Origin of the sequence: Clostridium sp. (genome assembly GCF_036642255.1) — a bacterium.
In the GTDB taxonomy this organism is placed as follows: domain Bacteria; phylum Bacillota; class Clostridia; order Clostridiales; family Clostridiaceae; genus Clostridium_J.
Window position 1 is genome coordinate 19,634 of the sequence record NZ_JAVWDJ010000017.1, and the last position, 11,446, is coordinate 31,079.

The following is an 11,446-nucleotide window of genomic DNA, read 5'->3' on the forward strand; positions in this document are numbered from 1 at the left end:
AAAATGTATACTATGTCAAGTTTTATACAGATTTTATTTTATTTAATTGTTATTTCACTTATAGTAGCTGGTATTTTATCAAAGGTGAGGACTACAACTGTAAAGATTATGTTATTTGGTATAGCATTGATAGTTTTTTCAAACTCGGTTTTTAAAGGGGCAATTGAGTATGGTATGGATGATTTAATTTCTATAATTGGGTTAAGTTTTTGCATTGTTGGATTCCTAAAAAGGGATAATTAACTCGGTAGTTTAGTACGAAATAGTAAATTAATGCGAAATAAATGGGGGGAAGTATTATGGGTTTTTCAATTCGATTTTCAAGTATAAATAATATGCTTGAACTTTGCAAAAGTCTTATAAATGGAGATGTTAAAAAAATAGATATAGAGAACCTAATAGACCATGAAGATTATAAATTTGAATTTGAACGTTATAAAGGCAGAATATCAAAGGATGAGTATGTTGATTACTTATTTCAGTTAAACAATATAAATGAAACCGATATTACAAATAATGATTTAAAGATTCACCACATGTACTATAAAGATTTAATAAATAATCTGGATTTATATGTAGAAAAGTTTCATGAATTAGAAAGAGCATTAACACCAAATCTATTTGAAGAACAAATTTCAGTTGCATTAAGAGGATTGCCAGATGATATTATACTTCCAGATATAAATTTTATTTTTACGATTGGTATAGGACAAAGTTTTGGATATGCTTATCAAAATGGTACACATTTTGATTTTTTGCAATTAGCAAGAGATAAATCTATTAATGATTTCTGTTCAACTATTGCTCACGAAGTACATCATGTTGGGATAAATGCAATTCATGAACAAATTGATTTAGAACACATATCTATTGAAGCATTATTTTATCTCTATTTTTCTGGAGAAGGACTGGCGGTAAAGTATTGTAACAATGCTGAAGGTGTATTATCAAAGAGTATATACAATAGTGCGAAAAATAAGGGTTTGGATGGCTTTACATGGAAGTATCTAAATAATGATTTCTATGATACAATGGCACATTTTAGAAAAACTATAAGTGATATAAGAAATAAAAATATTAAATCTGTTGATGAATTAGACAAGCATGTACGGGAATATTGGATGAATCCATATACTGAAGAGCAGGATAAAAGTCAAATTCCAAAACTAAAACATTTTAGGTTATACAGTTTTGGAAATGATATTTGGGGAGTAATACACGACTGTTTTGGGGAAAATTCGGTTTTTGAAACATTAAGGAATCCAGAAAGTTTTCCTGTAATATTTAATAAATGTTTAGATAAAATTGGATACGGGCAATTTAAAATTTAATTCGTACTCTTCTTAAGTTGTGTCTCTAGTGTAAAAAAATATGAAACAGTAAATTATAGGGAATTAAAGATGGGAAAATTAATGAAACGTGTTTTAATGATAAATGATGAATTGAAAACAAAAATATTGAACTTTCTTTATGAAGATGAATTGTTCAATGTGTTTCTAATTCATTTTGTTGAAAATCAAATTAAAGATGTAGGTTCGGTTTAATCAATATAATATTTACTAATAGGTCCTTTGAACAAGACAATACTTGGATAAATGTGTATCTTAAGAGTGAAGGGAATAGATTAAAAAGGTGGAGAGTTCATGTTTGAAAAATTAATGGAAAATGCAGTAAAAACTTTACTCATCATTTGGAATCTATTGTTAGCTCTTTGTTTTTACGGTATTGTTGCTTTTCTGGGTTCAAAAGTAACTGACTATTTTTTAAAAAATTTAATATTTTTAGTTTTGTTTTTGTCATTTAATAAATTTATTTTGAATAAAGAACACAATAATAACTCGATTAAAAATCATGTATACCTAATAAAATATGTACCTTTCTTACTTATATCTTTAGGATATATTTTAATAAGAATAGCCAATTAAAATAGATTGCAAAGTGACAGAACAGTAAAATGTTACGAACTAATGTATAGGGGGAATGAATTTGAGGGATATATTAAGAGAATTTCCTGTTATATCACCAATACTAAGGGTACTTACTTCTTGTATAATACTTTGGGGATTGACAATAAAGGTTATGGAAAGGTTAAAAAAGCTGAAGAATCATGATGACACAGAAATAGTTAATAAGAAAACTTTAGACAAACTTAAGACAGCAAATATATTAATTGCAATTGGGTTTATTGTACAATTAGTTTTCGGAATAATTGAGGTATTAATTAGCATTGAATAATTTGAAAACTTATAAAGTATATATTTCACAACTTTCTAAACTTACGACAATATATTAAAACCTTTAATGAGTGATGAATATTTTTATATTATCAAGGTATAAGATGGACATAAATTAAAGTTAATTAAAAATTGGAGTGGTTATATTGAGAAAAAAATACGGATTACTGTCTATAGTAGTTTTAATTATTCTTCTTCTATTGTTCGCATTAAGATTTATGGGATTTATGGATATGAGTAATCCCCCTTTATTTGCATTCACCAGCATTGCATCTTTAATTGGTATTTTGGGTGCTTGGAATAGACTCTCGCCTAAACAAGCTGCAATTATTATAGTTGCATTTTCAGCTTTTCTAATTTTTGTTTTTTTATGGACATTTAATATAATTCCAAGAGTTTTCAATCCAATCATATTGCTTGTATTTCTTTCACTTGTACTAATAGCTACTGTCTCAATTCTTGCTTTTAAAATTATAAAAAACCTACTTATTTATTGCAAAAAAAGATAAAGTGGAAGAGTGGTAAAGTAAAATAATAAAATATCTGCATAGTAACAGGAGAGACATGCCACATGGATGCCTGTCTTAAAGAGTGAAGGAAAAGTATTGAAATTATAGAGTTAAAAAATGAGAGTATACTTGATATAAGTTAGGTCGTATCTTTCTTATTTTATGTCCCAAAAGGTAAATAAGAACGAGGTACTTCTTAACTAATGAATTTAAAAGTCTCAACAAAAATCTTTGGCTACTTAATGATATGTATAAATTGATACTAATGCACAACATGGATAAAATGTATAAAGGGGGATTCAATGTTTATAGAAATAGAAATAGAAAAAGAGAAATCACTGAAGGTATATACAAGTTGTTATGGAGAAGGTGAGGCAACTGTGGTATTTGAATCAGGTCTAGGTTGTACTCATGATGACTGGAAGGTTATACAAGATGAAATTTCAAAACAAACAAGAACATTTTCTTATGATAGATTAGGCCTTGGAAATAGTGATAAAGCTGACTTATCAAGAACTAGCTTAGACCAAGTTCATGAGTTACATACTGTTTTAAATGGGGCAAATGTTAAAGCACCATACATTATAGTGGCTCATTCAATCGGAGGCTATAATGCAAGATTATTCGCAGGTACATATCCAGAAGATGTATACGGTATTATATTTGTTGATTGTTCACATGAAAATCAATTTGAAGATAGGGTGAAACGTTCTTCTTCAAAAGAAATAGAAATTGTGAAAAGCCAATTGATTGATGAAGAGCAAACTTTCGATGAATTATTAGCCAGTGGTAATCAAGTAAAGAAACTAAGAAAAAAGGATGCATTAAGAGATATACCAATAATTATCCTAACTGCTGACCATAAAGGTGAAGAATCTGCTGCAATTACACAAGAAACCTGGTTAAACTATCAAAGAGACTTAGTAACATTATCAGATTATAGCAGGCACATTATTGTTGAGGATTGCAGTCATTATATACAGAAGGATAAGCCACAGGTAGTAATTGATTCAATCAAAGAGATAGTTAGTGGAATTAGTAAATAGGTTGAGTAGTAGAAAAGATCAATAATTTTTTAAAACACCTCATTATTCAGACGTAAATTTTTATGATAGGTAAAATACATAAGTGATATAAACAACATATGGATTTATAAAATAAAGGTGAAGCTTACGACATTCGTTTAGTAAACATAGTGTTGTTTGAAATTTTAGGGCTATAGAAGTTTAAGTTTACGCAGTTAGTAGATTTATTAAAAATAATATAAAAAATAAGCAAAAATGATAGTATAAGGTGAGAAATTGAAGTTTTATATAATTCATATAAAACTTTAAGAGGGTAAAAAAATGAGTGAAATACTGTATAACTTTCAATTTAGCAAATTATGCAATACTTTGAAACTTGGTGAGCTAGTAGGTGTGCCTGAAGCGATATCGGGAGGGTTTTTACACAGAATGTATGCTATTGAAACCACACAAGGGAAATATGCAATTAAAGCATTAAACCCTCAGATAATGCTTAGGCCTGTGGCAATGCAGCATTTTATCGATTCAGAACGAATTGCCAATATTGCATTTAACAATATACCTGCTCTTCCAGCAAAGAAATTTAATGGCACTTCTGTACAAGAAATAGACAAGCAATTTTATCTTGTGTTTGATTGGATAGATGGTGAAAGTCTGAGGCCTAATGAGACTACTATAGTTCATTGTGAAAAAATAGGTGCTATTTTAGCGGATCTACATAGGATGGATTTTTCAAAGTTAGGAATAATTAATCATTGGTCAGATAATGAACAGTTAACAGATTGGAATTACTATTTGCAAAAGGGGCGAGAAAATAATACAGTGTGGTTTAAACTTCTGCTTGAAATCATTGATAAGCTTTATGACTGGAATGTTCAGGCAAATGATGCTGCGACACATCTTGCATTAGATATGGTTATTGGACACAGGGATTTAGATTCTAAAAATGTTATGTGGAATCAAAACAATCCAATTATTATTGATTGGGAGTCAGCAGGCTATACAAATCCTATGCAGGAATTAATAGAAACAGCTATTTATTGGTCTGAAAATAAACTTGGAGACATTGACAAAGAAAGATTTTTGACCTTTATAAATGGATATAAAAAGAAATATGGAACACTAAAAGCAAACTGGAGAATGGTGTTAGAAAATGGTTTTTCAAGCAAATTAGGCTGGCTAGAATATAATTTGAAGCGATCTTTATGGATTGAATGTACAGATGAAGCGGAACAGCAAATTGGTACTGTTCAAGTAACAGAAACAATAAACGCCATTAGACGTTATGCCGATATGATTTTTGAATTAGAAAAGTGGCTATATAGTGATATTTAATTACAACGGTAAGAGAGTTAGTCAAAATAGGGTTAATCTGCCATAGAAAACAAAAGACCAGAAACGTAAAGTAATACTACACCCAAGTCCAATTTGGTGAACTGTGGTGAATACTAAGACGAAGGCAAACCACATTCCTTAACCAAGAAAATTTGGCTAGGTTAAGAAACGTTTTGAGTCCGAGATGTAAAAATATTATGAAATTCTCTAATTAAGTGACTCTATAACATTTTATAGACATAAAAATTAAAGGCCTTTAATCAAAGTAAATAAAATAAATCAAAGAAAGATACTATAAAGAGCAAAAACCTATAGGTCTAATCTCATACATCTCATATTGATTGAAAATTAAAGGATTTTAAAGTTAGAGAAGCAATTTACGTGTAATTGTGCTAAATATTTGAAATTATAAAAAAATATGCTATATAATTATATGAAAGTTATATATAAAGATGGGGGTATCCAATAATGAGTAATATTAATCCATTTGATAAGTGTCCAGTTTATGAAACCAATAACTTAATATTTACAAAAGTTAAAGAGGAAGACTCAATAGACTTATTTGAGTGCTATTCTGATCCCATTACTAAAAACCGAATGAATAATGATAATTGTGGCGGTGTATGGGATACACGGAATATTGACGCTGTAGTAAAGGGTATTAAGGGATGGGAGCAAGAATTTGACGATAGATTTTATATCAGATGGAGTATTAATGATAAGCAGACAAATAAGATAGTAGGAACTATCGAAATAGCACCTATTCCTAATACAACAAGATTTTGGGACGGTGCTTGTCAGACTGGTATATTAAGAATAGACATCATTTCATCCCTTGAAAATAAAATAGTTTTATCTGAAATTTTAAGAATGGTTTCTGATAATTTCTATACAGATTTTGATATTAAAAACATCATCATTAAAGCAACAAAAGACGATGAAGAAAGAGTTGTAGCCTTGGAGAATAATAGTTTTGACAAATTAGAGAACAACACCTTTCCTTATAGTGATTATTTTATAAAAAGAAAATAATATATAATGGCTTATATATACTTCATCTAATAACACAAAATTTTAAGAGATAAATATAGGGAAATAATTCAAAAATTCCCTAAAATATATATCATTATCACCACTTTTCTTGAACATATCCTTAAATTAAAATTTAACTAATCGTTAGACAATTTAAAGCTAAAGCTTTCACTGTGTTCAAGTCTTAGCTTTAGATTGTCTTTTGGTTTTTCTAATATGAATAGAAAGTTACAGGTATATTATTACAGTAATAATATGGTAAAATAAATTTATTAGAATAAGTATGGGATTAGTCTAAAGTGAACTAGTAAAAAATGACGAATCAAACGAAAGGAGTATTTTATATGGAAAAAATTGAACGACATAAGGAAATATGTGAAGAATTAAATAAGATATATACCGCAAAGAATAAAGATTATGGAGATAGTTTTAGCGAGGGATATCAAGAGTATGGTCTTATTATGCCTGCAATTAGATTAGAAGATAAATTGCGAAGATATAAGCAATTAATTAAGCAGGCTGCTGAAGTAAAAGACGAGAGCATTATAGACACGCTATTAGATTTAGCCAATTACTCTATCATGACTATTATTGAAATAGAAAATAGAGATAAAGAGTAATAATCAACAATACTCAAAAATCATGAAATCAATAAATTTTAAATAGTTTATTCATAATACCATATTATTCAACGATAATATGTGGTATTTTTTATATCACAATTCAAATAAAAGTTAGCTTAAATATATGGTAAATCAATGTAATAAAGTGGTAATAGTTATACGCTTTTCTTATAAGTTAAGACATAGTTGTCATATATGGCGAATAAGTTAAGTTAAAATTTGCATAACTAGGAGGAAAGTTATGTTACATAAAAAGGACATAATTAAAATACTTAGGGATATGAATTTGCCTTTGGGTGAATATTGGATAACCTCTGGTGCTGCATTGGTGATTCATGGAGTTAAAGAAACTACAAGAGATATTGATTTGGGATGTACAACAAATTTAGTTGAACAATATTTAAGAAAAGGTTGTAAATATATAGTAGCTGATGATGACACAAAAATAGTAGAAGTAAGCGACAAAATTGAAATGCTGGAAAACTGGTTTGTAGATGAAATTGAATTCATAGATGGATTACCCGTAGGTAGTCTAGAAAGTATTAAAAAGCAAAAATCAGAACTTGGAAGAGAGAAGGACATTAACGATATCAAGCTTATAGATGAATATATTAAAAATAAAAAGTAATTCGCAATCTGCTAAAGATGTGTCGCAAGAGTAAATTAATACAAACCCAAAAATATAATCTGGGAGGGTTAAAATGAATAAAAAAAATGTTATTTGCTTATTTTTGCTAATCTTAGTAGGGCTGCTTACTTCATGTATTAGTGAAGAGTCGAGCTTAAAGTATTCTGCTCCATCTAAATCACAAGTAAGCGAATTCATTTCTAAAAACTATATAAATGCACTATCAATTAAAGAAACAAGTGATTTTACTATTGTTCTATTTGAAAATGGACAAGAAAGCGGACATTACATTTTGTATAAAGACCAAAATAACAAATTATATAGTTCTTGGGTAAAAGGAATTAGTGACCCAAAAGAAAGCCCAATTTTTTTAGGTGGAGTTGCTTCTGGGAAAATACCTTTTGTTACAGTTATTATTAATGATGCCGACATATTACAAAGAGCAAAAGAAATAGATGTGACTTTTTCAGATGGAGGCGTAGCGAAAGAAATAGTTACTGGCAAAGGAACAATAATCACGTATAAAAACGAAAAAAATGAGAAACCAATATTATACTCTAAATTAGTAATCTACGATAAGGAAATGAAAAAGTTATATGAATAGTAATTCGCAATCTTCTTAAATCCCGTCACAAGTGCAATATACTATTCATTAGCATTATGTACTTAATAGTAATTTTGGGAGGGCTGTTATTTGAAAATCATTGATGATATGGAGTTGCAATAACTGTATGAAGAAGATACACAGATTTCATCATATATACAATATTGGAAAAATCATTACATTGAAAGTTATTTTTACCCCTGATAAAATTTACGTAGATTCGTAACAAAAGTTTAAAATTAGGGGGAACCATCGTGCAATCTAAAAAAATAACAGCTTTATTATTATCTCTTTCCATCACTGCTTCACTAGCAACAATACCTAGTTATAAGGTAAGTGCATCAACAGAGAACACTGAAATCACCTCAACTTCAGAAGCGGTAGTAGAAAATCCAGAAACAGAAGGCCAACAAGAAAACGTTACCAACACTGAAGAGCAAACAGAAGAAGTACAAGCAGATACTTCTAATGACATAGAACAAGGAACGGTACAAGAGGGAACAGGGTCAAGTAATACAGGGGAAACAGAAGTTAAAGAAGTGACTAATAATGAACAAAAAACTTATGATGTAGTTAATATAAGTCTTGATAAAAATGTAGTAAGTTTAGGAGATACTTTAAAAATAGAGATAGAAATTGCTGCTCCTGAGGGAGAAGTTGATAAACTGGAGCTTATCTATATAAAACCAGGTGGTTTCCGTGAACATATAATGTTAAAAAAGGTGTCAGAGAATAAGTTTCAAGGAGAGCTAAAAGTTGGTGGCGACACAAATTTAATAGGGGACTGGTTGGTAAATTTACTAGTGTTTAGAAAGGCTGATGGAGGCCCTATTACAAGTGGCTATTCTGGTGAGTTTCCAGTATTAGAATTTGGCAATTTCGAAGTGGAAAATGATAATGTATCCCCAGTGATGGATAACTTTTATATCAGTGACACAGTTCTCTTTCATAATGAAGAGTTTGAGGTCAGAGCTAAAGTAAGAGATAATCTGCAAGTTAGCAAGGTTATTGTGGTGTTTCAATCTCCAGTTACAAAACAAAATTATGCTATGGAGTTAGCTCCTTCTGACTTAAATAATGGTGAATTTTTAGCAACATTATATTTTAATGAGGGGTTAGATTATGGAACTTGGAAAGTACTTGGAGTCTACGTAGAGGATGGTGCTGGGAACTATACAGAGTATTTAAACGATGGAAATCAGGTATCCCCACTATTAAAAAATGCTAAACTTGAGCTTGTTAAGGATGTTAAGGCAGGTTGGAATAATATTAATGGAACTTGGTATTTTTATAATGGTAATATCGCTATAGGATTAACACAACACCGTGGTTGGTTAGCTAATGGTGGCAAGTGGTATTATATGAATAATTTTGGACAAATGCAAACTGGCTGGGTTAATGATAACAACAAGTGGTACTTTATGGATGGAAGCGGTGCTATGAAAACAGGCTGGCTTCAAAATGGTGGCAAGTGGTATTTATTAAATAGCTCAGGTGAAAGAAAAATTGGTTGGGTGCAAAATGGTGGTAAGTGGTACTATTTTGCTAACAATGGCCAAATGCATGCAGGTTGGCTATTACTAAATGGACAATGGTATCTACTAGATGGAAGTGGAGCTATGAGAACTGGATGGGTACAATCTAGTGGTAAGTGGTACTATCTTTACGGAAGTGGACAAATGGCTAAGAGTACAACAATTGGTGGTTATAAATTAGATGCAAGTGGTGCTTGGATCAAATAGACAGACAAGAGAAATTCTAAAGAAATTTAATTAAAGTTAATAAACTAAGATGATATAAAACCATTGGGCAAAAGTATCCAAGTGTAAAGCTTTGGGTACTTTTCTCAATGGCTTTTATTACATTCGTCATAAAATTTAAACTCAGCTAATCTGTAGTCAATTTAAAACTATAGCTTTCACTAATTTTGGGGGAATATTTCAAGCTATAGTATGGTTAGATGGAATATGGTGGTACATGAAATAAAATACTTTCTAAGATGTTAATCATATAAGTTTATATAAATCACGGTTACATGATTAGTTCAGTCTTTTAAAATTTAAAATATTTAAAAAGAAGAAAGAATTAAATGTATACAATAAAAAGAAATTCTTCTTTTAAAAGCAAATAGTGTAATTATAAGATACTTTTAAAAATTTTCTTTACAAATACTTTACAACGTACTATAAATTCGTAAGCGAATGTGACCTTTAAAAGATTAAAAATATGTGATGTATCCATCCTGCTTATTGTAAATTACAATAAGCAGTTTATTTAAACTCTATTGCTATATACAGTGGTTGTATTATGGATTTAATGTTCTTACTGTAGTTTTGAAGAGCAGTTGCTCATGAATCTGATTCTTATGGGAAAATAATCTACTATTATCGCTATAAATAAGTTGTTATAATGAATAAACAAGGTTATTAAATTAACTGAGGAATAAAAGTGCAATATACAAAAAAGGGGTGTGAAATTTGTTTAGACAAATTTATGAAAGGGAGCTTAGCATCAGTGAATTTTTTTCAGCTGCTTGGAAGTTTTATACTAAGCATTTCAACAATATTTTACCTATAATTCTTTTAATCTATATTCCAGCAAATATCTTGTTATATTTTATTTCAGGCTCAGCTATAATTGCAGAAGACTTTGATTCTTATACGGATATTATTAACATAATTGAAACCCTATGGGGGACAATTGCCACTATTGGTATAATATTTTTAGTTGAAAAAGGCACATTTGAGCAGGAGTTTGAAGAAGCAAATTGGCGTGAGGGGTTAAGTAGAGCTTTTTCACGATGGGGCAGTTCCATTGGAACAAGCATCTTAGCCGGGTTAATAATTCTAGGCATGACTTTATTATTAATTGTTCCAGGGGTTATCTGGTCAGTGTATTATTCATTTTTTATATATGTAGTTGCAATCAGAAATCTTGGCGGTAAAAAAGCCTTAAACTACAGTAAGTCACTTGTAAAAGGACAATGGTGGAAGGTCTTTGGAGTATTGTTTTTATTCAACATTATAAACATAATCATAGGCTTTATCCTTGGCTTTATTTCAGGATTCTTGCCTGAAATCATTGGAATCTTTACAAATACATTGATAGACCTTGTAGGAGCGTACTTCACAGTATTAACAGCCATGTTCTTCTTAAATCTTGATTTTTTAAAGAGAAGAGATGAGATTCCAGAACTATCAACTGATTTTTAGATGAATAGGTTTAAAGTAAAAGATTACTAACAATACTAAGTTGGCAAAAGTATAATAAATATGTAGAATACCAAATAAAAGCGAGGATATCCCTTGCTTTTATTTGATAGAAGGTTTTTCAGAAAATAAACTTTGATATCGAGTGACACAAAAGTTATTGCATAAGAGAATTGGATTCAAAGGAATGTTCAGTCCAAAAGTAATTAGAAATGCTAGAAATTCCAATGAAAGATAAAAATTAATT

General features: G+C 29.8%; 14 protein-coding genes. 13 read left to right on the forward strand and 1 reads right to left on the reverse strand.

What is annotated here, in order from left to right; all coding sequences use genetic code 11:
* Positions 1-12 precede the first annotated feature (12 nt).
* From RR409_RS11040 to RR409_RS11060, 5 genes are all read left to right on the forward strand, one after another.
* Entirely contained in the window at positions 13-243 is a 231-nt protein-coding gene (locus RR409_RS11040) for a hypothetical protein (protein WP_332557810.1), read from the forward strand.
* Positions 244-299: 56 nt separating this feature from the next.
* Complete coding sequence (locus RR409_RS11045; protein WP_332557811.1) at positions 300-1,331, forward strand: DUF5700 domain-containing putative Zn-dependent protease; 1,032 nt, start codon at positions 300-302, stop codon at positions 1,329-1,331.
* A gap of 81 nt (positions 1,332-1,412) precedes the next feature.
* Positions 1,413-1,544 (forward strand): hypothetical protein, encoded by a 132-nt coding sequence (locus tag RR409_RS11050; RefSeq protein WP_332557812.1) that lies wholly within the window; start codon positions 1,413-1,415, stop codon positions 1,542-1,544.
* Positions 1,545-1,643: 99 nt separating this feature from the next.
* Positions 1,644-1,925: a hypothetical protein gene (locus RR409_RS11055; protein WP_332557813.1), complete on the forward strand. Its 282-nt coding sequence runs from the start codon at positions 1,644-1,646 to the stop codon at positions 1,923-1,925.
* A gap of 61 nt (positions 1,926-1,986) precedes the next feature.
* Positions 1,987-2,235 (forward strand): hypothetical protein, encoded by a 249-nt coding sequence (locus tag RR409_RS11060; RefSeq protein ID WP_332557814.1) that lies wholly within the window; start codon positions 1,987-1,989, stop codon positions 2,233-2,235.
* A gap of 120 nt (positions 2,236-2,355) precedes the next feature.
* Here RR409_RS11060 and RR409_RS11065 read toward each other — a convergent pair whose 3' ends face one another.
* The gene (locus RR409_RS11065) at positions 2,356-2,646 is read right to left on the reverse strand and encodes a hypothetical protein (protein WP_332557815.1); all 291 of its coding nucleotides are present in this window, start codon (positions 2,644-2,646) and stop codon (positions 2,356-2,358) included.
* Positions 2,647-3,045: 399 nt separating this feature from the next.
* Here RR409_RS11065 and RR409_RS11070 point away from each other — a divergent pair, with 399 nt between their 5' ends.
* From RR409_RS11070 to RR409_RS11105, 8 genes are all read left to right on the forward strand, one after another.
* Positions 3,046-3,789 carry an alpha/beta hydrolase gene (locus tag RR409_RS11070; protein ID WP_332557816.1) on the forward strand — a complete coding sequence of 248 codons (744 nt, stop codon included), beginning with the start codon at positions 3,046-3,048 and terminating at the stop codon, positions 3,787-3,789.
* Positions 3,790-4,089: 300 nt separating this feature from the next.
* Entirely contained in the window at positions 4,090-5,103 is a 1,014-nt protein-coding gene (locus RR409_RS11075; RefSeq protein ID WP_332557817.1) for an aminoglycoside phosphotransferase family protein, read from the forward strand.
* A gap of 468 nt (positions 5,104-5,571) precedes the next feature.
* Complete coding sequence (locus RR409_RS11080; protein WP_332557818.1) at positions 5,572-6,135, forward strand: GNAT family N-acetyltransferase; 564 nt, start codon at positions 5,572-5,574, stop codon at positions 6,133-6,135.
* A 344-nt stretch (positions 6,136-6,479) separates the two neighbouring features.
* Positions 6,480-6,755, forward strand: coding sequence for a nucleotide modification associated domain-containing protein (locus RR409_RS11085; protein WP_332557819.1), 276 nt, complete (start codon positions 6,480-6,482; stop codon positions 6,753-6,755).
* Positions 6,756-6,999: 244 nt separating this feature from the next.
* A complete protein-coding gene (locus tag RR409_RS11090; RefSeq protein WP_332557820.1) occupies positions 7,000-7,386 on the forward strand; it encodes a hypothetical protein in 387 nt (128 codons plus the stop codon).
* A 73-nt stretch (positions 7,387-7,459) separates the two neighbouring features.
* Positions 7,460-7,990, forward strand: coding sequence for a hypothetical protein (locus RR409_RS11095; protein ID WP_332557821.1), 531 nt, complete (start codon positions 7,460-7,462; stop codon positions 7,988-7,990).
* 254 nt (positions 7,991-8,244) lie between these two features.
* Positions 8,245-9,732: a hypothetical protein gene (locus tag RR409_RS11100; RefSeq protein ID WP_332557822.1), complete on the forward strand. Its 1,488-nt coding sequence runs from the start codon at positions 8,245-8,247 to the stop codon at positions 9,730-9,732.
* A gap of 735 nt (positions 9,733-10,467) precedes the next feature.
* The gene (locus RR409_RS11105) at positions 10,468-11,202 is read left to right on the forward strand and encodes a hypothetical protein (protein ID WP_332557823.1); all 735 of its coding nucleotides are present in this window, start codon (positions 10,468-10,470) and stop codon (positions 11,200-11,202) included.
* The last annotated feature ends 244 nt before the right edge of the window (positions 11,203-11,446 follow it).

What these genes read in the sequence shown, in the direction of transcription:
- RR409_RS11065 (WP_332557815.1), bottom strand. Translation starts at nt 2,646, where the DNA reads ATGATTGGATTGAAAACTCTTGGAATTATATTAAATGTCCATAAAAAA.
- RR409_RS11055 (WP_332557813.1), top strand. Translation starts at nt 1,644, where the DNA reads ATGTTTGAAAAATTAATGGAAAATGCAGTAAAAACTTTACTCATCATT.
- RR409_RS11080 (WP_332557818.1), top strand. Translation starts at nt 5,572, where the DNA reads ATGAGTAATATTAATCCATTTGATAAGTGTCCAGTTTATGAAACCAAT.
- RR409_RS11040 (WP_332557810.1), top strand. Translation starts at nt 13, where the DNA reads ATGTCAAGTTTTATACAGATTTTATTTTATTTAATTGTTATTTCACTT.
- RR409_RS11045 (WP_332557811.1), top strand. Translation starts at nt 300, where the DNA reads ATGGGTTTTTCAATTCGATTTTCAAGTATAAATAATATGCTTGAACTT.
- RR409_RS11050 (WP_332557812.1), top strand. Translation starts at nt 1,413, where the DNA reads ATGAAACGTGTTTTAATGATAAATGATGAATTGAAAACAAAAATATTG.
- RR409_RS11085 (WP_332557819.1), top strand. Translation starts at nt 6,480, where the DNA reads ATGGAAAAAATTGAACGACATAAGGAAATATGTGAAGAATTAAATAAG.
- RR409_RS11075 (WP_332557817.1), top strand. Translation starts at nt 4,090, where the DNA reads ATGAGTGAAATACTGTATAACTTTCAATTTAGCAAATTATGCAATACT.
- RR409_RS11090 (WP_332557820.1), top strand. Translation starts at nt 7,000, where the DNA reads ATGTTACATAAAAAGGACATAATTAAAATACTTAGGGATATGAATTTG.
- RR409_RS11095 (WP_332557821.1), top strand. Translation starts at nt 7,460, where the DNA reads ATGAATAAAAAAAATGTTATTTGCTTATTTTTGCTAATCTTAGTAGGG.
- RR409_RS11070 (WP_332557816.1), top strand. Translation starts at nt 3,046, where the DNA reads ATGTTTATAGAAATAGAAATAGAAAAAGAGAAATCACTGAAGGTATAT.